The following is a 20,988-nucleotide window of genomic DNA, read 5'->3' as shown; positions in this document are numbered from 1 at the left end:
CGTGTTGATCGAATTGTTAATTTGAGAATTATTCATAAATCAGGGTGAGGTTGGTGTATATGGTTAAAAATAAAAGAGACATCGTGACATGTGAATATGGAGATATATTGGCTGAAAATATCGTAGATAATGTAGGGCAGCTTCTTATAAAGGAGTCTACAATAATTGATAAAAATATTAAAATGAAATTAATGGAGATGGGAGTTCAATATATATATGTTTATAAAAATCAAGAAAGTGAAAAAGAAGAAAAAATAATGAAAATCAATGATATATACGAGAAGGACAGGGTTATAATTAAAAAGACCTTTGAAAGATTATCACAGGGGAAAATGCTTGAGACAAGAGAGGCAAATGAAATTTCGGACGGATTATTTGAGAAAATAGTTAATGAGCCATTTATTAATAATTATCTTACTGACCTATATGAAAGGGACAGTTATACATATATTCATAGTTTAAATGTAGGATATTATTGTATGGTGTTGGGAAAATATTTGAAATTTTCTCATTACAATATGGGCGAAATTATTAAAGCCGGAGTTCTTCACGATATTGGTAAGATAAAAATTCCCTTAAAGCTATTAAATAAAAAAGAAAAGCTTTCAAAAGAAGAATTTGAAATAATTAAGCTCCATCCCCTTTTAGGATATGATATTGTTAAAAATGCAGACAGCATTTCGGAAGACGTAAAATTAGCAGTGCTAATGCATCATGAAAAGGAAAATGGAAGTGGATATCCAAATGGCCTAAAAGGGCAAGATATACCCCTTTATGCAAAAATCTGTGCTATCGCGGATATATATGATGCCTTAACCACAAATAGAGCATATAAGAAAAAAATTACTCCTACCCATGCTTTTAAAATTCTTAGATCAATGGCAGGCGATCATTTAAATGTTGAACTTTTGCTTATATTTTTGGAAAATGCATATAGATGCTATTTTTAGTGATAAAATAGATTAACTTTTTATATGATCGATGATATAATATAAGTTATGTGATATGTATAAATTAGCCAATAAGGATAAATGAAAACCTAATATTTATAAAATGATTTGTTGAAATGGATAAGTTCAACAATTTTTCTTAAATGGTAATTAAAATCTTTATTGAAATAATTTAAGATTGGAGGATTATAAATGAAATCACTAAAAGGTACAAAAACTGCTGAAAATTTGATGAAGTCATTTGCCGGAGAAGCTCAGGCCAGAACTCGATATACTTATTATGCATCTACAGCTAAAAAGGAAGGATATGTCCAGATTTCTAATATTTTTATGGAAACGGCAGAAAATGAAAAGGAACATGCTAAAAGATTTTTTAAATTTCTAAATGAAGATTTTAAAGGAGAATCGATAGAAATCAAAGAAGCTTCCTATCCTGTCAACTTAGGAAATACTAAAGAAAATTTATTGTCCGCGGCTAACGGAGAACACGAAGAATGGTCTCAATTATATTCTGAGTTCGGAAAAGTTGCAGCCGAAGAGGGATTTCCAGAAATATCTTATGTTTATGAGAAAATTGCAGAAGTCGAGAAACATCACGAAGAGAGATACAGGAAACTTTTAAGCAATTTAGAGAATAATTCTGTATTTAAGAAAGAAACAGTGAGAAGATGGAAATGTAATAACTGCGGATATATATACGAAGGCACGTCTGCTCCTGAAAAATGTCCTGCCTGTGCTCATCCTCAAGGATATTTTGAGTTATTAGCTGAGAATTATTAATTGTAAAATATAACAGGATATTATGTTGCTGACCTCATATTATTTGGATAATTTATATATGAGGTCTTTTTGCATAATTTGATTTATTTTTTATTGTGTCCTTATAAGATAAGTGGTACTATTAGTATAACTTTAAATTAAATAGAAGAGGTGTAGTGATGACTTTTAAAATTGTTGCCGATAGCAGTTGCGATCTAAACGAGGAATTGAAGAAAGAAATGAATATTTCTTTAGTGCCGTTGAAAATAGATATAGGAGAGAAATACTTCATAGACGATGAGAATTTGAATATTGAAAATTTTCTTTATACTATGGGGAATAGTAAAACCGGTATCCGTACCTCAAGCCCATCTCCGGCTGACTTTATGAAGGCATATGAAGGAGGGGATGAGATCTTTGTGGTTACACTTTCGTCTCAATTGAGTAGTACTTATAATAATGCAGTACTTGCTAAAAAACTTACCCTTGAAAGTACAAAGAAATTTATCCATATATTTGATTCTTTGAGTGCATCCATAGGTGAAACATTAGTCAGTATGAAAATATTTGAATTGATACAAAAAAAATATGATAAATATGAAATAGTAAGAGCAGCTGAAGAATATATAAAGGAAATGAAAACTTATTTTATATTAGAAAATCTTGATAACTTAATTAAAGCTGGAAGACTTCATAAAATAGCAGGTCGCATTGCATCTCTGTTGTCGTTTAAACCTATTATGGGTTCAGATGGTTCTGGAAATGTTAAGCTATTTGATAATGTGAGGGGAGCTAAAAGAGCATTTAACAGACTTGTTGAAATAATAGGAGAAAATGGATATAAATTTGAAAATAAAATTTTGGGGATTGCCCATTGTGATGCATTAGAAAAAGCAGAAGCTCTTAAAGCAATGATAGAAAAGAAATATAATTTTAAAGAGATAATAATATTGAGAACAGGTGGATTAAGCAGTGCTTATGCTGATAAGGGAGGAATAGTTTTAGCATTTTAATAATGGATATGGCGAATGTCACCTCTATTTCAAATAGATTCTAAAGGAAAATTATAATTTTGGGTATTATAAGATTAAAATAGGTTGAAGGGGAGATTTAACATTGAATAATATAGGTGCCTTTTTTGATATAGATGGTACTTTGTATAGAAATTCTTTAATGATACAGCATTTCAAAAAATTAATTAAATATGAAATTATAGATCCCTCTGTATGGTATAACCATGTAAAGCATACATATACCGAATGGGAAAAAAGATACGGGAATTTTGAAGATTATCTTGAGGAATTGGCTGATTTTTATTTGAAAGGACTTAAGGGTATAAATAAAAATTACATAGATTTTGTATCAAGTCAGGTTATAAAATTAAATGGAGAAAATGTCTATAAATATACCAGACACAAAATTGAATGGCATAAGCAAAAAGGACATAAAGTATTTTTTATATCGGGAAGTCCTGATTTTTTAGTAGAAAAAATGGCATTAAAATATGGAATTACGGAATGCAGAGGAAGCAGATATATAGTAGATGAAAATAATAATTTTACCGGGGAAATTATAAAAATGTGGGACTCGGAAAATAAGCAAAACATTATTGATGAATTTGTAAGAAAATATGAAGTGGATCTTGATAAAAGCTACTCCTATGGAGACACAACGGGTGATTTGTCCATGCTTAGAATGGTAGGAAATCCGACAGCGGTTAACCCAAATTGGGATTTGCTTCAAGTACTTAAGAAGGATAAAGATTTATATAAGAAAATTTCCATTGTAGTTGAAAGGAAAGATATAATATATAAAGTAAGTCCAAATGTGGAAACTGTTTTTATATAGAAATTTTTTTGTAATATAGACTGTTAGAAAAGCAGGTGTTAATATGAAGAAGAAAGTTATAGTAGGGATGAGTGGAGGAGTGGATAGTTCCGTTACAGCTTATTTACTTCTCAAAGCAGGATATGATGTAATAGGAGTTACTATGACGGTTATTCCTCATGATGAGGTATATGATGAACGAGAAGGAGGATGTTGTTCTATTTCTTCAGTATATGATGCTAAAAGGGTAGCCGAGCAACTTAATATTCCTCATTATGTCATGAATTTTAAAGGAATATTTGAGAGAAAAGTAATAGATTATTTTATTAATGAATATCTGGAGGGAAGAACTCCAAATCCATGTATATCATGCAATAAATATATAAAGTTCGATGAATTCTTAAGAAAAGCTCAAGGGCTTGGGGCAGATTATATAGCTACAGGACATTATGCTAAGATAGAAAAAGACGAAAAAACCAACAGATTTCTTTTGAAAAAATCTGTGGATCCTAAAAAAGACCAGACCTATTTTTTATATACAATGACTCAATATCAATTGGAACATACTCTTATGCCCTTGGGATATTATAATAAAGATGAAGTAAGAAAGATAGCGGAGAATATCGGGCTGAAGGTCTATAATAAGCCGGACAGTGAAGAAATATGTTTTATTCCCGATAATGATTATGGAAAGTTTTTAGAAAATAGGATTCCTGAAAAGATTACGGAAGGGTACTTTGTGGATACTAAGGGAAATATATTGGGAAAACATAAGGGAATTGTTCATTACACCATAGGGCAGAGAAAAGGACTGGGAATCGCGTTGGGCAAGAGGGTATTTGTTAAAGAGATAATTCCTGATAAGAATTTAGTTGTCTTGGGAAATGAGGAGGATATATTCAAAGAAAGGTTATATGCAGATGAGCTAAATATCATTCCGGTGGAAGAGCTGACAAAGAAGGAAAATATTACCGCTAAAGTAAGATCAACAATGAAAGAAGGGGAAGGAACAGTTACTCCTCATAATGATGGGGTAATATTGGAATTTCAGTGTCCTCAGAGGGCAATTACAAAGGGACAATCGGTTGTATTTTACAAAAAAGATTTAGTATTAGGCGGAGGCATTATAAAGCAGGTGTTTTAAATATGGATTTTTCCAACACCTAACAGGTGTTGGAAAAATCCATATGTTTTGATATAAATATTAATTTTTCTTTTATATATTCTTTGTATTCTTCTTCAGATATTTTCCCACTGATTTTTAAATCATTAAGAATCACTATTAGGTCTATACATAGTTTTTCAATATCATTTTCTATTTTTCCCATGATATCACCCCAATTGTATTTTCATAATTATAAATTAGACAAATAATCTTAAAATCCTCCTTTTGTGCAAAAAATACATTTACCACTTTAATAAGTGAAATTAAAAGAATTTACTACGTAGAAATATAAAGGGCTGATTAGTTTTACGAAAAATTAAGAAATATTAAAAAATATTATTTTTTATCTATTTTATTAATATATATTCATTTATACCCATTATATAATTAAATTTTCATTAAATTAATATATTTAAAAGAAAAATTGATAAATATTAACAAGAAAAAGTTACAGATCATAATATTTTTAATATTTATATTAATATAAAATAATAAAAAATAAATAAAAATCAGAATTATTTATACTTTAAGAATATTAGTTTATGTGAATGAATAATAAATTAGTGATGCGCTTGATTGTAGTGGGATATTCAAAAAAACCTAATAAATATTATAAATACGGCAAACAAAATATTTTTATCAGATAAGAATATATATGTGTATATTAGTATAAATATACTTTTATTATTTTAAATTTAAATGTACTATATCTACGTTGCCCGTTGACACCCATGAAAGTCGGATGATATAATACATTTAATTATAATTAATTATTATTAAGTATAATTAATAAAAGGGGGTATATTTTAATGAAAAGAAAGATTTGTTTAATTCTTTGTTTGGTTCTGGTTTTATCGGCAGTGTTGTCAGGGTGTGGTAAAAAAGAAGAACCCGCTCCTGTAACGGGCGGAGAAGATGAAACGGAAGAAACTGTTGTCAATCCGGCAAAAACAAGAGACGGCGCATCAGATACTTTAATAATAGGGACCCATGAAACAAAAGGCGATTTTGTTCCCGGAATTGCAGGGGAAGTATATGACGGGTATGTTACATCTTTAATTTTTGATGCACTTATTTCCAATGACAAGGAGGGAAATCCTACCTCTCATTTGGCTAAAAATTGGGATATTTCCGAAGATCATAAAACTTATACCTTTCATTTGGTAGAGGGAGTTAAGTTTACCGACGGTACTCCATTGACAGCTAAGGATGTGGAATTTACTTATACGTTTTTATGTGACCCTTCTTACGACGGGCCCAGGTCTTCATATGTGGAGGATTTGGTAGGATATGACGAATACCATAATGGAAGCGCTACCAATGTGGCAGGAATAAAGGTTATTGATGATCATAACATTTCATTTACATTTAAAACCGCAATGATTACACATATTTGGGATTTAATAATAGGGATTATGCCTTCCCATATTTATGCTTACGAAAAGGGAAATATTCAACCTATAAAGGATAAGATGAACACTCCTATAGGTTCGGGAAGTTTTATCCTTGCGAAATACGAACCGAAACAATATGTAGAATTTACGGCAAATGAGAATTATTTTCTCGGAGCACCCAAGATTAAAAAATTGATTTTGAAATTTACGACTGCTGAAACTCAGATGCAGGAGTTGGAAAAGGGAACCATTGACGTTCAGTTAGCCGTTCCTCCAAAAGAAGAAAATAAAAATATGGTAGACGATGCAGAATTTTTAAATATTCACAGTTTTCCTGACAACGGATATGGTTACATGGGATTTAACTTAAGAGATGAAAGACTTTCCGATAAGAGAGTTCGTCAGGCTTTGACCTATGGATTCAACAGGCAGCAGTTTGTTGACGTTTATTATCAGGGGTATGCCGAGGTTTCAAATGTACCTGTTTCTCAGGTTTCATGGGCTTATACCGAAGATATAAACAAATATGAATATGATCCGGAAAAGGCAAAGGCTCTTCTTGACGAAGCAGGATGGAAACCGGGGGCAGACGGCATCAGGGAAAAAGACGGCAAGCGTCTTGAATTTGTATGGGATACCTATACGGACAGTAAATACGTTGAAACTTTAATACCTATGCTTAAAGCCGATTGGGAGAAGATCGGAGTTAAGGTTGAACCTAATTTAATGGAATTTGCCGCTCTTACGGAAAAAGTATATGATAAGCAGGATTTTGAAATGTTCAATATGGCTTGGTCTTTAAGTATAGATCCGGATTCAAAGGAAGTATTTCATAGCTCGGCAGATGTTCTCGGCGGATTTAATTCAGGGGGATTCCGCAATGAGGAAAATGATAAACTTATAGATGAAGGAAGAATGGAATTTGACCAAGAGAAAAGGGCAGAAATATATCATAAATGGGTAGAACTTATAAATGAAGAACTCCCATATATGTTCATGACACAAAATTTAGTTTGGGATGTGGTGAATAATCGAGTTAAGAATTTCAACACTTCTCCATACGAAGATTTTACTTACCCAGTGACCATTTTAAATGTTGAATTGTAACAATAGCTGTTTTGATAATATAAAGTGATATAAACCCGGTCGGTAAATACCGGGTTTATATCATAGAAGAACAACTTTATTTCATTAAAGGAGGGAAATTATGCTAAAATATATACTGAGAAGGTTACTACATCTGATTCCCGTAATATTTATCATATCGGTTTTGATATTTGGAATTATTAAAATGGCTCCCGGAGATCCGGTAGGGTCAAGGCTGGATCCTAAAGCTACGGCTGAGCAGAAAGCGGCTGAGCGCGCCAGATTAGGTTTGGATAAACCTATACCGGTTCAGTATTTTAATTGGCTGAGGCGATCTGTAAAAGGCGATTTCGGGGATTCTTACATGTATAAACAGCCTGTAAGCAAAGTAGTGCCCGGATTTATAAAAAACAGTTTTATTTTAAATATTGTAACTTACTTTTTGGCATTTGCCATATCCATACCAATCGGTATAGTGTGTGCGGTTAAACAGTATTCGACTACGGACAATTTTTGGACTGTGTTTTCTATTATAGGGATATCTATGCCGTCATTTTTTTTCGGTTTACTCTTGATATATATTTTTTCGGTCAAATTAAATATGTTTCCTATAAACGGCATGATAACGCCGGGGAAAAACGCCATAGGATTGGCAAGAGCAAAGGATATTATATATCATATGGTTCTTCCGGCAGTAGTTCTGACATTCGGAAGTATGGCAAGCTTAATAAGGTATACAAGGACAAGTATGCTGGAAGTTATTAATCAGGATTATATTCGTACCGCAAGATCTAAGGGATTAACGGAAAAAATAGTTATATATAAACATGCTTTCAGAAATGCCTTAATACCTATAGTAACCATAGTGGGATTTTCTATTCCGGGATTATTTTCGGGGGCCGTAATACTTGAAAGAATATTTGTATGGCCTGGAATAGGAAATGTTATGATGGATGCTATCAGTGCCAGGGATTATAACATGATGATGGCTTTAAATATGTTTTTTGCACTCCTTACTCTTCTTGGCAATCTTTTGGCGGATATAGGCTATGCCTTGGTAGATCCAAGAATTAAGGTCGATTAAGGGGGGAACATGATGACTGATAAAGATGCAGATGTTAAAATGGAAAATGATATTGATGGTGATATTACCGACGATGAAAATAAAAGAAAGCAGGAAATTATTACTCCTTGGAAGCTGGTTTTTAGGAAGTTCATAAAGAATAAGGTAGCCATGGTGGGGCTGTTTATATTTTTAATTTTGGTGTTGTCCGCTTTACTTGCTCCTGTTTTGACTCCTTATGACCCTTATACTATGGATTTTACTCAAATAAATAAGCCGCCTTCCAGAGAACATCTTATGGGAACTGACGAGGTAGGAAGAGATTATCTGACAAGGATATTGTATGGCGGCAGAGTATCTATGAAAGTTGGACTTTTTGCCGTTGGAATAGAAATAGTAATAGGCGCATTAGTCGGAGGAGTAGCGGGATTTTATGGAGGATGGATAGATAATTTATTGATGAGAATTGATGAAATATTCATGTCGTTCCCTTTTCTGCCTTTAGCCATTACTATATCGGCAGTAGTTGGAACCAGCGTTAAGCCGGAACAAAAAATGTATATAGTTATGGTTATTATAGGAGTATTGAGTTGGCCAGGACTTGCCAGAATGATAAGAGGCCAGATACTTTCGTTAAGAGAACAGGAATTTGTTCAGGCTGCAAGAGCTTTGGGGATCAGGGACAGTAAAATCATATGGAGACATTTAATACCCAATACGGTTGGTTATATAATTGTCAGCGCCACAATGGGGATGGCGGCAGCAATAATGAGTGAGGCGGCTTTGTCCTTCTTAGGACTTGGCGTAACTCCTCCCGTACCTACTTGGGGAAATCTTGTTCAAAATGCAAGGGATATATATGTATTGAAAAATCGTGTATGGTTGTGGTTACCGCCGGGAATTGCTATTTTTTTAGCGGTTATGGGAATCAATTTGTTTGGCGACGGATTAAGAGATGCCATTGATCCTAAGTCTAAATAAGGGGGATAGAGGTATGGATAAACTATTGAAAGTAAAAGATTTAAAGACTTATTTTTATACTGACGATGGAGTAGTGAAAGCCGTAGATGGTGTGGATTTTGATGTCGAATCGGGGAAGACCATAGGAATAGTAGGAGAGTCAGGCTGTGGCAAAAGCATTACGGCTATGTCTATATTGCGTTTAATACCAAGTCCTCCCGGAAAAATTGTCAATGGACGGATAACATTTAATGGGGAAGATCTTTTAGAAGTTTCCGAAAATAAAATCAGAGATATTCGCGGAAATGATATTTCAATGATATTTCAAGAGCCTATGACGTCGCTGAATCCTGTATTTACCGTAGGATTTCAAATATCCGAAGTTCTGATGCTTCACCAGCATATGACTGAGGAAGAAGCCAGAAAAAGGACTATTGAGATGATAAAAATTGTAGGGATTCCCAGAGCTGAAAAGATAGTTGATGAGTATCCCCATCAGCTTTCAGGAGGAATGAGGCAGAGAGTAATGATAGCCATGGCTTTGGCTTGTCAGCCTAAGCTATTAATCGCAGATGAACCGACTACCGCATTGGATGTTACTATACAGGCCCAGATTCTCGAATTGATGAATGATTTAAAGAGCAGGTTGAATACTTCTATTATGCTTATCACTCATGATTTAGGAGTTATAGCCGAAATGGCTGACCATGTTATAGTAATGTATGCCGGAAAGGTCGTTGAAGATGCTCCCGTATATGAATTGTTTGATAATCCCAAACATCCTTATACAATAGGCCTCATGACCTCCATTCCGTCTCTGATTGAAGAGGGAAAAAGGCTTGAAAACATAAAGGGTTCTGTTCCGAATCCGTTATATCTTCCGAGGGGCTGTTATTTTAACCCGAGATGTAAATGGGCAACAGATGAATGTAAAAAATCTCAGCCGGCTTTAAGAGAATTGAGTTCAAATCATAAGGTTAGCTGTTTTAGGGCTGAGGAGGTGACAAAATGATCGAGAATGCACTTCTTGAAGTGGATAATTTAAAAAAATATTTTCCTATATATAAAGGAATTTTTAGAAAAAAAGTAGGAGATGTAAAAGCAGTTGACAATATTTCATTTTATATAAAAGAAGGAGAAACCTTAGGGTTGGTAGGAGAGTCGGGCTGCGGAAAGTCTACGACTGGCAGAACAATTTTAAGGCTACTGGATGCCAATGAAGGGAAGGTATATTATAAAGGAAAAGATGTTCTAAATGCTTCCAAGGATGAAATGATGAAATTAAGGAGAGAGATGCAGATAGTATTTCAAGATCCCTACAGTTCTCTTAATCCGAGGATGACAGTGTCTCAAATAGTCGGAGAATCATTAGTCGAACATGGATTGTACAAAAAGGGGAAGAAATTAGATGATTATATAACAGAAGTTATTGTATCATGTGGATTGGCTAAATATCATTTAAACAGATATCCTCATGAATTTTCCGGAGGACAGAGGCAAAGAATAGGGGTAGCAAGAGCTTTGGCCCTTAATCCTTCTTTTATAGTTGCCGACGAACCGGTTTCTGCCCTTGATGTTTCGATTCAATCTCAGATTATAAATCTTTTGACGGATTTGCAGAAAGACAGAGGGCTTTCATACTTGTTTATTTCTCATGACTTAGGGGTTGTTAAATATATAAGCCATAGAGTCGGAGTAATGTATTTGGGTTCTTTAGTTGAAATGGCAAATAAAAAGGACCTGTTCAATGATCCTAAGCATCCTTATACTCAAGCATTGCTTTCCGCGATACCTGTACCCAATCCTAAGACAAAAATTAAAAGAATAATCTTGGAAGGGGATATTCCAAGTCCGGCTAATCCTCCTTCGGGTTGCAAATTTCATACAAGATGTATTTATGCAAAAGATATATGTAAGGAAGAAATTCCTGAATTTAGAAATCTGGGAGGAGAACACTTTGTGGCGTGCCACTTTGCCAAATAAAAAAACTATAAAAGAACAGGAAAGGGATTTGAAAAGAGAAATTGACAGAAAAAATGCTGAAGAACCATACAAATTCACTAAGAAAGATATTTTAGCAATGATAATAGCAGCTTTTCAGATAATATTTCCTATAGTAGTATTAGGCGCTATTGTATTTGGTTTATTTATTCTGTTTTTTACCAAAGTATTTTTAAAATAAATTGCAAATATTTTGAATAAAATCATTAAAACTACAGTTTTAGAATAACAAAGCTGTAGTTTTTTATGGAAACCAAACACAAAAAATAATATTGACAATTTAATGTGAAATGTTATAATGAAAAAGGTAATCTATACAGATAAGCGGGAATGGCGGAATTGGCAGACGCGCTAGACTTAGGATCTAGTGTCATTGACGTGGGGGTTCAAGTCCTCTTTCCCGCACCAAGATGAAACCAGTGGTTACTCCAGTGGCTTTTTTATTTTTGACATTTGACAGTTCAAATATTTACTTTTTATGATATAATTTTATAAGATAGTGTATATTAGCTTTGAAGAGTCAAATATTAAGTTAGGAGGGAAAACATGAATTTTAACGTAGAAAAAAAGGAGAATAATATAGTTACTTTTAAAGCCGAAATTGAAGAGGATAAATTTGAAAGAGCTATAGATAGAGCATACTTAAAGATTAGAAATAAATTTAATGTGGCCGGATTTAGAAAGGGAAAAGCTCCAAAAAAAATTATTGAGCTAAATTACGGAGAAAGCATATTCTATGAAGAGGCGTTGAATATATTATTACCAGAAGCTTATGAGGAAGCAGTTAAAGAGTTAGAATTGGAACCTGTAGATCAACCTCAAGTGGATATTGAACAATTGGAAAAAGGTAAACCTGTTATACTAAAACTTGATGTGACCGTAAAACCCGAAGTAAAGCTTGGAGACTATAAAAGTATAGAAATAGAAAAGGCAAAGTATAATGTTACTGAAGAAGATGTAAAAAAAGAAATTGAAAATATGCAGGATATGAATTCCAGGCTTATTGATGCTGATGATAAAGAAGCGGAAAATGGAGATATATTAACAATAAATTTTGAAGGATATATGGATGGAGAAAAATTTGAAGGTGGAACGGCTGAAAATCAAAATTTGGAATTGGGTTCAAAAAAATTTATCCCTGGTTTTGAAGAACAGCTTATAGGGAAAAAAGTAGGAGAAAAAGTGGATGTTAATGTAAAATTTCCCGATGATTATTTTGAAGAAAAATTAAGATCTAAAGATGCACTCTTTAAAGTTGAGATAAAGGAAATTAAGATTAAAGAAAAACCAAAATTAGATGATGAATTTGCAAAAGATGTAAGTGAGTTTGATACTTTAGATGAACTTAAATCGAGTATAAAAGAGAAACTTGAGAAGGAAGCAAAAGATAAAGAGAAAGTTGAAAATGAAACAAAAGCTATTGAAAAATTGATGGAGATTTCAGAAGTTGAAATTCCTGAAGTTATGATTGACAGACAAATAGATGATGAAGTATCGGAATTTGATTATAGGCTGAAAATGCAAGGATTGTCTCTTGATAAATATTTTGAATTTGCAAATACTTCTTTGGAAAAATTAAAAGAGCAATTTAAAGAAAGATCTGGTAACAAAGTTAAGTCTGACCTTGTATTGGGTGAATTGGCAAAACAGGAAAATATTCAGGCTACAGAAGAAGAGATAGATAAAGAAATAGAAAAAATTGCTGCGGAATATAATCCAAAAGATACAGAAAAGTTTAAAGAAGACGTAAAAAAGGGAGATTTAGAATGGATTAAATCGGGTATAATTAAAGATAAGGCAATTGAATTGCTTATTAAAAATGTAAAATTCGTATAATGTTATGAGAGGGGTGTTTTGATGGCTTTAATTCCAATGGTAGTAGAACAAACTAATAGGGGTGAAAGATCTTACGATATATATTCAAGATTATTAAAGGAAAGGATTATCTTTCTTGGAGATGAAATAAATGATGTTACTGCAAATTTAGTTGTAGCACAGTTATTGTTTCTTGAAGCGGAAGATCCCGACAAAGATATTCAACTTTATTTAAATACTCCTGGTGGTGTTATTACATCTGGTTTTGCAATTTATGATACTATGCAGTATATAAAGCCCAATGTTTCTACTATATGCGTAGGAATGGCTGCAAGCATGGGAGCGTTTTTACTTGCCGCAGGTGCAAAGGGAAAAAGATTTGCTCTTCCGAATTCGGAGATTATGATTCATCAACCCTCAGGAGGAACTCAAGGGCAGGCAGAAGATATTAAAATTCGAGCAGAAAGAATAATTAAAATGAGGGAGAGAATAAATAAGATATTAAGTGATAGAACCGGAAAATCCTATGAACAAGTATCGAAAGATACTGATAGAGATTTTTTTATGAATGCAGACGAAGCTAAAAAATATGGTATAATAGATGAAGTGATTGAGTTTAAAAAATAACTTTAAGTGAGGTGTCACAATGGCAAAATATGATGACAAGCAGCTTAGGTGTTCTTTTTGCGGAAAGCCTCAGGACCAGGTGAGGAGACTTATTGCAGGACCTAATGTATATATATGTGATGAGTGTGTTGAACTTTGCCAGGAGATTATAAATGAGGAATTTGAAGATTCCTTTGATTATGAAGTAAAAGAACTTCCTAAACCTTATAAAATAAAAGAAACTCTTGATGAATATGTTATAAAACAAGAGAGGGCCAAAAAGGCCTTAGCTGTAGCGGTGTATAATCATTATAAACGTATTAACAGAAAATCAAATAAAAATAATGATATTGAATTACAAAAAAGTAATATTATTATGATTGGGCCTACTGGTTCAGGAAAAACTCTTCTTGCTCAAACTCTTGCCAAAATATTAAATGTACCTTTTGCTATTGCGGATGCAACTTCTTTAACAGAAGCAGGTTATGTAGGAGAAGATGTTGAAAACATCATACTAAAATTAATTCAAGCGGCGGATTATGATATTGAAAGAGCGGAAAAGGGTATAGTTTATATAGATGAAATTGATAAAATAGCAAGAAAAACGGAAAACCCGTCGATTACAAGGGATGTAAGCGGAGAGGGAGTACAACAGGCACTTTTGAAAATATTGGAAGGAACTGTAGCTAATGTACCTCCTCAAGGAGGAAGAAAGCATCCCCATCAAGAATTCATTCAAGTTGACACAACTAATATTTTGTTTATAGTTGGAGGAGCATTTGATGGATTGGAGAAGATTATCCAGAACAGAACCGGAAAGTCTTCCATGGGATTCGGAGCAAAAATTGAAAGTAAAACCAATTTGAGCGTAGGAGATATACTTAAATATATTCGACCTGAAGATTTAATTAAATATGGTTTAATTCCTGAATTTGTGGGGAGACTTCCTGTCGTTGTTACATTAGAGGAATTGGATAAACCATCTCTTGTTAAAATCCTTACTGAACCTAAAAATGCTTTGGTAAAACAATATAAAGAATTATTTGCAATGGATGATGTGGAGCTTGAGTTTGAGAAAGATGCTTTAGATCTTATATCCCAAAAAGCCATTGAAAGAAAAACCGGAGCAAGAGGACTCAGAAGCATTATAGAAGAAACAATGTTGGATATAATGTATGAAATACCTTCAAGGGATGATATAGAGAAATGTGTTATAACTAAGGAAACAATTATGAATGGTGGAGAACCTACTCTTGTGATTTCTGATAGAAAGAAAAAAGCAAGACAGAAAAAATCTGGGGAAAGAGAGACTGCATCATAATGAAAAAGGCTCACATGTTGGTGAGTCTTTTTCATTAATTTTTTCATAATATTAATTTAATAAGATAAACTATATTTAGTTATGTACATAAAGGAGTGAAAAAATGAAGTTAAACCCATATAGTATTTTAAAAAGAACCATACCTATCATAGCTTTAAGAGGAGTATCTGTTTTTCCCTATATGATTATTCATTTTGATGTAGGCAGAGATAAGTCTGTGAATGCACTGGAAAAGGCAATGGTAGATGATTCTCTAATTTTACTATGTTCTCAGAAGGATCCCAAAATAGATGAACCTGGGATAGATGATTTTTATCATATAGGGACTGTCTCGAAAATTAAACAAATGCTTAAACTTCCGGGAGGGAGTATAAGAGTTCTTATAGAAGGATTGAACAGAGGACGGATAGTAGATTTTACAGAAACGGATAAATATTTTGAAGCCGAAATAGAAGAGCTTACTTATGATCCGGAGAAAATAGGAAAAGATAAGGAAACGGAAGCCATAATGAGATTGGTACTGGATGATTTTCAGGAATATACTAACTTAAGCAACAGAATATCTCAGGATGTAATTGTTACTGTTGCCGAAATAGAAGATCCGGGAAGGTTTGCGGATATTATAGCTTCTTATATATATTTAAAGCCTGAATACGATCAGAAAATATTGGAAGCATTTGATTTTTATGAAAGATTGGAAATACTTCATAAAATGCTTCAGGAAGAAATAGAAATATTGAGAATTAAAGTTGATATCAATCAAAGAGTTAAGAAACAGATCACGCAAGTGCAAAAGGAATATTATTTGAGGGAAGAGATGAAAGCAATTCAAAAGGAGTTGGGTGAAGAAGACGAAGTATCTGAGGAAGTGGAATCATACAAGAATAAAATTAAAAAAGTAAAGATGCCTAAAGAAGTAAGAGATAAGGCAATAACTGAAGCAGAGAGATTATATAAGCTTTCTCCAGGTTCACCTGAAACGGGAGTTATAAGAACTTATCTTGATTGGATTATAGAACTTCCCTGGGATAAAGAAACTAAAGATAAGGTAGATCTAAAAAAGGCAAGAGAAATATTAAATAAGGATCATTATGGACTGACGGATGTAAAGGAAAGAATATTGGAATATATAGCTATAAGAAAGTTATCCGGAAATATGAAAGGACCTATACTGTGCTTTGTAGGACCTCCTGGGGTTGGGAAAACTTCTATAGCTAAGTCCATAGCCAAGTCTTTAAATAGAAACTTTGTAAGAATGTCCTTGGGAGGGATTCAAGATGAAGCAGAAATACGAGGACATAGAAGAACTTATGTAGGAGCGATGCCCGGAAGGATTATAAGTTTAATTAAAAAGGCAGGTTCAAAAAATCCTGTATTTTTATTTGATGAGATAGATAAATTAAATAGAGATTTCAGAGGAGATCCGGCAAGTGCATTGCTGGAAGTCCTGGATCCCGAACAAAATAATTCCTTTACAGATCACTTTTTGGAAGTACCTTTTGACATGTCAAAGGTGTTCTTTATAACTACTGCCAATACTACTATGACTATACCGGATGCACTCCTCGATAGAATGGAAGTTATAAGAATATCGGGGTATACGGAAGAAGAAAAATTAAAAATTGCGGAAGGCTATCTTCTTCCCAAGCAAATTAAAGAAAATGGTTTGAAAATGAAAAATTTATATATCTCCGAGACAGCATTAAAAACTATAATCAGCAATTACACCAGAGAAGCGGGAGTTAGAAATTTGGAGAGAAATATAGCCAATATTTGCAGAAAGTCGGCTAAAAGAATAGTTGAAGAAAATATCAACAGGGTGAGAATAAATAACGGGAATTTGCATAACTACTTAGGAGTAGAAAAATACAAGCACGAAGTAGTAAAAGAAAAGAATCAAGTAGGAATAGCAACAGGCCTTGCATGGACAGTATTCGGAGGGGAAATACTCTTTATAGAAGTAAATTGTATGAAAGGTACAGGTAAACTCCAACTTACGGGACAGCTCGGAGATGTAATGAAAGAATCCGCCATGGCGGGGATAAGTTATATAAGAGGGAATTTTTCTGATTTTGGTATAGACGAACAGTTTTATAAAGATACGGATATTCATATTCACGTGCCGGAAGGTGCAATACCTAAAGATGGTCCGTCGGCAGGTATTACTATGGCTACGGCAGTTATATCGGCTCTTTCCGGAAAGCCTATAAGAAGGGATACGGCCATGACAGGAGAAATAACATTAAGGGGCAGAGTCCTTCCTATAGGAGGAATTAAAGAAAAAGTCCTTGCGGCAAGTGAAGCGGGGATTAAAAGGATAATTCTTCCTTATGAAAATAAAAAGGATATGGAAGAAGTCCCCAAGAACATAAAGAAAAGGACTCAATTTATATTTGTGAGAAGTATGGATGAGGTGCTAAAATATTCTTTGCTGAATAAGGATGATAAAAATGAAAATAAATAAGTCTGAAATTACTGCATTAGCAGTTAATGAAAAACAATATCCGAAAGATAATAAATTTGAAATAGCATTTGCAGGAAGATCCAACGTAGGGAAATCGTCTCTAATAAATACATTGACAAATAGAAAAAGTTTAGCAAAGACAAGCAACAAACCTGGGAAGACCAGAACTATAAATTTTTATAATATAAATGATCAATTTCGACTGGTAGATTTACCCGGATATGGTTATGCTCAAGTGTCTAAGGGAGAAAAAGAAAAATGGAGCAAAATGATTGATGATTATCTTCACAACAGAGAAAACCTTGTGGAAGTAATTCTTCTTTTAGATATACGTCATGAACCTGGGGAGCATGATTTAACCATGTATAAGTGGATTAAATCCTATGGGTTTAACGGCATAGCTGTATGTACCAAATCCGATAAGCTATCTAAAAGTCAGATTACAAAACAGATTTCTGTAATAAAGAAGAAATTGGGAATTGCTGATGAAAACTTGATAATTCCATATTCTGCAGAAAAGAGAATGAATATTGAACTTATATGGGAAATAATAGAAGAAATACTTGAAGTAAATGAAAAGCAGCAATTAAAATAATTGCTGCTCTTTTATTATTCTTCTTTTTCAAAAAGATCCTTTGTAGCGCCACAGACTGGGCATACCCAATCATCAGGAAGTTTTTCAAAGGGGGTTCCCGGAGCTATACCTCCGTCGGGATCTCCTACTTTAGGATCATAAACATAACCGCACGGACCACAAACATATCTATCCATTTTATCACTCTCCTCATAAATTTGTCATAATGAGTTAAACATAATAAATAATACCCGCTTATTGCTTATTTTAAACCACTTTTGTTTATACAATATTGTAATGGTTTTGTAACCCATTTATGATATTTTAATTATATAATATTTTTAAGAAATTTGATATGGAAGGAGAGATATAGTTTTATAAATTAAGTAAAAAACATTAGGTTGAAGGACAAAAATATGGGTAACTATTAAATAGTTTAAATAAAATCATAAAACGTAAAATATATATTAGATGGATGTGATTTAGTTGTCCTTTATATTTAATGGTTATGTGTGCAGTGATTTGTATATTATTAAAGATTTTTTACAAAACGTGTTGAATGAATTGAGCAGAATAATTTCGGATGAAACGGTAATGTTCGATGTTAAGCTGATATTAAATGAGCTTGTAACTAACGGAGCCATACACGGAAATGATTATGACAGAAATAAATGTGTTAAACTCCATCTGGAGGTGATGGAGAAAGTAATAAAGATTGAAGTATCAGATGAAGGAGAAGGTTTTATTTTTGACTGCAATAAATATAATCCTTTAGATTTAAAATGCAGTGGAAGAGGACTGATAATTGCCAATGGCTTAAGTGATGAGTTTTATGTTAATAAAAATAAGATTATAGCTATTAAATACTTGTAATACCAAGGGGGGTTATTTATGAGAAAAAAAATATTAAAAGTAGTGTCTTTTATGCTGATGATTTCTCTGATGTTGCCTTTAGCAGTATTTGGAGAAGAACAATATGATAAAAAACTTCAAGATGCAATATTAAGATCTAAAGAGCTGTTTAATATTACAGATACTTATGATAAATTTGATTATAATGTAAGCTCTTCGGGAGAAAAAGTTACATTCTATCTAAATTGGACTAATTCCAAGGAGGACTCTAAGGGAGTAAATGTGACTATTGATGCTGAAGGAACGGTTCTTAATTACAATAAATATAACTCCGAGAATACATCAGATAACAAACTGCCTAAACTTTCAAAGGAAGACGGATTGAAAATTGCTCAGGAATTTTTGAAAAAAGTCAATCCTAAAGTAGTTGAGTCTGTAAAATATGACAATGAAAATACATCTTTGAATCCTGGATCAAATGAATATGATTATGAATTCATAAGGATTGTAAACGGAATTCCTTATAGTGATGATAATGCAACCATATATGTAGATAAAAATACAGGAGAAGTTACAAATTACAATTTCAATTGGGACAGTAGCTTGAAGTTTCCGGATAGCAAAAATATTATATCTTTAGATGAGGCAAAGAGCACATTTAAAGATAAAAAAGGAATAAATTTGGTGTATAAATATACCTATGAAAAGGATAAGCCAAACTATTATTTAGCATACTCTTATATAGGAGAATCTAAGGGAGTAGATGCACTGACGGGAGAATTGATGCCATACGATTATTACAGACTATATGGAGGAGCAGAGGAAAAAAGTATGGCAGATGCAGGCGGTAACGGAGAGAATTTATCTCCCGACGAGATTAAAGCCGTTGAAAGTATATCTTCAATTATAAATGGTGATGAAGCCGTAGATAAAGCAAGAAAAATGTTAAATATAGGTGAAGAATTTGAAGTTGTTGATAAGTCTTTAAATTCCTATTGGAAAAACGAAGGCGAATATGTATGGATGATTAGTTTTAATAAAAAATCCGAGAATAACAATTATGAAACTTATGAGGTGTCTGTTGATGCTAAAACGGGAGAACTGATAAGTTTTTATTACGGGGATCCAAATGCGAGTACAGGTTCCGTAAAATATTCGGATAAAGAACTGTTAAAGAACGCTCAGGATTTTATCCAAAAATTCAATCCTTCAAAGTATAAAGAAGTGGAATTGATGGAGCAGGGAAATGTACAAAAGAATGATATTTATAGATATTTTAATTTTGTAAGAAAATCAGGTGAAGCTTATGTCGACGGAGATGATATAAGTGTAGGAATTAATGGTGTGAACGGAAAGATAACATCGTATAATATTGATTGGTATAAAGGAGAATTTCCGTCTCAAGATAAGATAATATCTTCAGACAAAGCTTACGACGTTCTGTATAGTAATATAGGGATGGAACTTAGATATGTGACTGTATATGATTATACGACTCCTAAATATACTAAGTCCGTAAAATTATGCTATACGTTAAAGCAGGATAAACCTGTAAATATCAGTGCGACTACGGGACAGCTTTTGGATAGTAACGGGAACGTTTATAAAGAAAAGGTAGCCCCTGTTTATAAGGATATTGATGATAGCAATGCAAAGGTTCAGATTCAGACTTTAGCTGATTATGGCATATATTTTTCATCGGATGAGTTTAAACCGAAAGAAAATATTATCCAGAAGGATTTCCTATATTTAATTTGTAAAGCGGCTTATCCTTATTTTGAGCCGGACTCTAAGGATTTTGATAATTCTCTTTATAAATATTTAACGGTTCAAGGAATAGTAAAAGAAGGGGAAAGAGATCCGGAGAGAGTCGTTACAAAGGAAGAAGGAGTCAAATTTATTATAAGAGCTCTGGGATATAGCAAAGTCGCAGATCTGGAAGGAATATACAAAGAAATATTTAAGGATACAAAGGATATAGATCCAAAATTATTAGGATATGTAAATATTGCATATGGATTAAAAATCATTCAAGGTTCTGATGGTAAATTCAATCCTAAGAGCAATTTGACCAGAGAAAGTGCGGCCATAATGATTTACAATTATCTATTTAAATAGAATTTGAAAAAATCTGCTTTGAAATTAATTTCA

At 33.1% G+C, this 20,988-nt stretch carries 20 protein-coding genes and 1 tRNA gene; 19 read left to right on the top strand and 2 right to left on the bottom strand.

Translation table 11 applies throughout. The annotated features are described in order from the left end of the window. The first annotated feature begins 59 nt into the window (after positions 1–59). From EQM13_RS13560 to mnmA, 5 genes are all read left to right on the top strand, one after another. Positions 60–950, top strand: a complete 891-nt coding sequence (locus EQM13_RS13560; RefSeq protein ID WP_128752974.1) for an HD-GYP domain-containing protein — start codon at positions 60–62, stop codon at positions 948–950. Positions 951–1,142: 192 nt separating this feature from the next. After that, positions 1,143–1,730: a rubrerythrin gene (gene rbr / locus EQM13_RS13555; RefSeq protein WP_071140921.1), complete on the top strand. Its 588-nt coding sequence runs from the start codon at positions 1,143–1,145 to the stop codon at positions 1,728–1,730. Between the two features lie 158 nt (positions 1,731–1,888). Beyond that, positions 1,889–2,722 (top strand): DegV family protein, encoded by an 834-nt coding sequence (locus EQM13_RS13550; RefSeq protein WP_128752973.1) that lies wholly within the window; start codon positions 1,889–1,891, stop codon positions 2,720–2,722. 103 nt (positions 2,723–2,825) lie between these two features. Beyond that, on the top strand, positions 2,826–3,557 hold the full coding sequence (locus EQM13_RS13545; RefSeq protein WP_128752972.1) for an HAD family hydrolase: 732 nt from the start codon (positions 2,826–2,828) through the stop codon (positions 3,555–3,557). Between the two features lie 43 nt (positions 3,558–3,600). After that, positions 3,601–4,680 (top strand): tRNA 2-thiouridine(34) synthase MnmA, encoded by a 1,080-nt coding sequence (gene mnmA / locus EQM13_RS13540; RefSeq protein WP_128752971.1) that lies wholly within the window; start codon positions 3,601–3,603, stop codon positions 4,678–4,680. Positions 4,681–4,699: 19 nt separating this feature from the next. On the opposite strand, the gene EQM13_RS18295 is transcribed toward mnmA, so the two are convergent. Then, positions 4,700–4,864 carry a hypothetical protein gene (locus tag EQM13_RS18295; RefSeq protein ID WP_161567259.1) on the bottom strand — a complete coding sequence of 55 codons (165 nt, stop codon included), beginning with the start codon at positions 4,862–4,864 and terminating at the stop codon, positions 4,700–4,702. Between the two features lie 646 nt (positions 4,865–5,510). On the opposite strand from EQM13_RS18295, the gene EQM13_RS13535 reads away from it, so the two are divergent. From EQM13_RS13535 to yihA, 12 genes are all read left to right on the top strand, one after another. After that, positions 5,511–7,202 (top strand): ABC transporter substrate-binding protein, encoded by a 1,692-nt coding sequence (locus EQM13_RS13535; RefSeq protein WP_128752970.1) that lies wholly within the window; start codon positions 5,511–5,513, stop codon positions 7,200–7,202. 100 nt (positions 7,203–7,302) lie between these two features. Further along, positions 7,303–8,265, top strand: a complete 963-nt coding sequence (locus EQM13_RS13530) for an ABC transporter permease (RefSeq protein ID WP_128752969.1) — start codon at positions 7,303–7,305, stop codon at positions 8,263–8,265. Between the two features lie 12 nt (positions 8,266–8,277). After that, a complete protein-coding gene (opp4C, locus tag EQM13_RS13525; protein ID WP_234958941.1) occupies positions 8,278–9,225 on the top strand; it encodes an oligopeptide ABC transporter permease in 948 nt (315 codons plus the stop codon). A gap of 13 nt (positions 9,226–9,238) precedes the next feature. After that, positions 9,239–10,216: an ABC transporter ATP-binding protein gene (locus EQM13_RS13520; protein ID WP_071140927.1), complete on the top strand. Its 978-nt coding sequence runs from the start codon at positions 9,239–9,241 to the stop codon at positions 10,214–10,216. Continuing rightward, positions 10,213–11,187 (top strand): ABC transporter ATP-binding protein, encoded by a 975-nt coding sequence (locus EQM13_RS13515; RefSeq protein WP_071140928.1) that lies wholly within the window; start codon positions 10,213–10,215, stop codon positions 11,185–11,187. Before EQM13_RS13520 ends, EQM13_RS13515 begins: the two co-directional genes overlap by 4 nt. Further along, the gene (locus tag EQM13_RS13510; protein ID WP_071140929.1) at positions 11,177–11,386 is read left to right on the top strand and encodes a hypothetical protein; all 210 of its coding nucleotides are present in this window, start codon (positions 11,177–11,179) and stop codon (positions 11,384–11,386) included. Before EQM13_RS13515 ends, EQM13_RS13510 begins: the two co-directional genes overlap by 11 nt. A gap of 143 nt (positions 11,387–11,529) precedes the next feature. Beyond that, a tRNA-Leu gene (locus EQM13_RS13505) sits at positions 11,530–11,613 on the top strand. Positions 11,614–11,751: 138 nt separating this feature from the next. Next, positions 11,752–13,041 (top strand): trigger factor, encoded by a 1,290-nt coding sequence (tig, locus tag EQM13_RS13500; protein WP_128752967.1) that lies wholly within the window; start codon positions 11,752–11,754, stop codon positions 13,039–13,041. A 21-nt stretch (positions 13,042–13,062) separates the two neighbouring features. Beyond that, positions 13,063–13,647 (top strand): ATP-dependent Clp endopeptidase proteolytic subunit ClpP, encoded by a 585-nt coding sequence (gene clpP, locus EQM13_RS13495; RefSeq protein WP_071140932.1) that lies wholly within the window; start codon positions 13,063–13,065, stop codon positions 13,645–13,647. A gap of 19 nt (positions 13,648–13,666) precedes the next feature. Continuing rightward, a complete protein-coding gene (gene clpX / locus EQM13_RS13490; protein WP_071140933.1) occupies positions 13,667–14,947 on the top strand; it encodes an ATP-dependent Clp protease ATP-binding subunit ClpX in 1,281 nt (426 codons plus the stop codon). 103 nt (positions 14,948–15,050) lie between these two features. After that, positions 15,051–17,411: an endopeptidase La gene (gene lon / locus EQM13_RS13485; protein WP_071140934.1), complete on the top strand. Its 2,361-nt coding sequence runs from the start codon at positions 15,051–15,053 to the stop codon at positions 17,409–17,411. Further along, positions 17,398–18,006 carry a ribosome biogenesis GTP-binding protein YihA/YsxC gene (yihA, locus tag EQM13_RS13480; RefSeq protein ID WP_071140935.1) on the top strand — a complete coding sequence of 203 codons (609 nt, stop codon included), beginning with the start codon at positions 17,398–17,400 and terminating at the stop codon, positions 18,004–18,006. The genes lon and yihA overlap by 14 nt, the downstream gene beginning before the upstream one ends. Positions 18,007–18,020: 14 nt before the next feature. Here the strand turns inward: yihA and rd are convergent, their stop codons facing one another. Continuing rightward, a complete protein-coding gene (gene rd, locus EQM13_RS13475) occupies positions 18,021–18,182 on the bottom strand; it encodes a rubredoxin (RefSeq protein WP_071139923.1) in 162 nt (53 codons plus the stop codon). A gap of 355 nt (positions 18,183–18,537) precedes the next feature. Between rd and EQM13_RS13470 the strand changes: the two genes are divergently transcribed. After that, on the top strand, positions 18,538–18,858 hold the full coding sequence (locus EQM13_RS13470; protein ID WP_161567258.1) for an ATP-binding protein: 321 nt from the start codon (positions 18,538–18,540) through the stop codon (positions 18,856–18,858). A gap of 18 nt (positions 18,859–18,876) precedes the next feature. Then, complete coding sequence (locus tag EQM13_RS13465; protein ID WP_071139924.1) at positions 18,877–20,955, top strand: S-layer homology domain-containing protein; 2,079 nt, start codon at positions 18,877–18,879, stop codon at positions 20,953–20,955. The last annotated feature ends 33 nt before the right edge of the window (positions 20,956–20,988 follow it).

This window comes from Acidilutibacter cellobiosedens (assembly GCF_004103715.1).
GTDB classification, from domain to species: Bacteria; Bacillota; Clostridia; order Tissierellales; family Acidilutibacteraceae; genus Acidilutibacter; species Acidilutibacter cellobiosedens.
The sequence above is the reverse complement of the archived record's forward strand: the minus strand, read 5'-3'. Positions and strand labels throughout refer to the sequence as shown.

Excerpts from the sequence above, each read along its gene's own strand:
- clpP (WP_071140932.1), top strand. The coding sequence starts at position 13,063 with ATGGCTTTAATTCCAATGGTAGTAGAACAAACTAATAGGGGTGAAAGA.
- EQM13_RS13530 (WP_128752969.1), top strand. The coding sequence starts at position 7,303 with ATGCTAAAATATATACTGAGAAGGTTACTACATCTGATTCCCGTAATA.
- EQM13_RS13520 (WP_071140927.1), top strand. The coding sequence starts at position 9,239 with ATGGATAAACTATTGAAAGTAAAAGATTTAAAGACTTATTTTTATACT.
- EQM13_RS13550 (WP_128752973.1), top strand. The coding sequence starts at position 1,889 with ATGACTTTTAAAATTGTTGCCGATAGCAGTTGCGATCTAAACGAGGAA.
- EQM13_RS13560 (WP_128752974.1), top strand. The coding sequence starts at position 60 with ATGGTTAAAAATAAAAGAGACATCGTGACATGTGAATATGGAGATATA.
- clpX (WP_071140933.1), top strand. The coding sequence starts at position 13,667 with ATGGCAAAATATGATGACAAGCAGCTTAGGTGTTCTTTTTGCGGAAAG.
- EQM13_RS13465 (WP_071139924.1), top strand. The coding sequence starts at position 18,877 with ATGAGAAAAAAAATATTAAAAGTAGTGTCTTTTATGCTGATGATTTCT.
- lon (WP_071140934.1), top strand. The coding sequence starts at position 15,051 with ATGAAGTTAAACCCATATAGTATTTTAAAAAGAACCATACCTATCATA.
- mnmA (WP_128752971.1), top strand. The coding sequence starts at position 3,601 with ATGAAGAAGAAAGTTATAGTAGGGATGAGTGGAGGAGTGGATAGTTCC.
- opp4C (WP_234958941.1), top strand. The coding sequence starts at position 8,278 with ATGACTGATAAAGATGCAGATGTTAAAATGGAAAATGATATTGATGGT.
- EQM13_RS13515 (WP_071140928.1), top strand. The coding sequence starts at position 10,213 with ATGATCGAGAATGCACTTCTTGAAGTGGATAATTTAAAAAAATATTTT.
- rd (WP_071139923.1), bottom strand. The coding sequence starts at position 18,182 with ATGGATAGATATGTTTGTGGTCCGTGCGGTTATGTTTATGATCCTAAA.
- rbr (WP_071140921.1), top strand. The coding sequence starts at position 1,143 with ATGAAATCACTAAAAGGTACAAAAACTGCTGAAAATTTGATGAAGTCA.
- tig (WP_128752967.1), top strand. The coding sequence starts at position 11,752 with ATGAATTTTAACGTAGAAAAAAAGGAGAATAATATAGTTACTTTTAAA.
- EQM13_RS18295 (WP_161567259.1), bottom strand. The coding sequence starts at position 4,864 with ATGGGAAAAATAGAAAATGATATTGAAAAACTATGTATAGACCTAATA.
- yihA (WP_071140935.1), top strand. The coding sequence starts at position 17,398 with ATGAAAATAAATAAGTCTGAAATTACTGCATTAGCAGTTAATGAAAAA.
- EQM13_RS13535 (WP_128752970.1), top strand. The coding sequence starts at position 5,511 with ATGAAAAGAAAGATTTGTTTAATTCTTTGTTTGGTTCTGGTTTTATCG.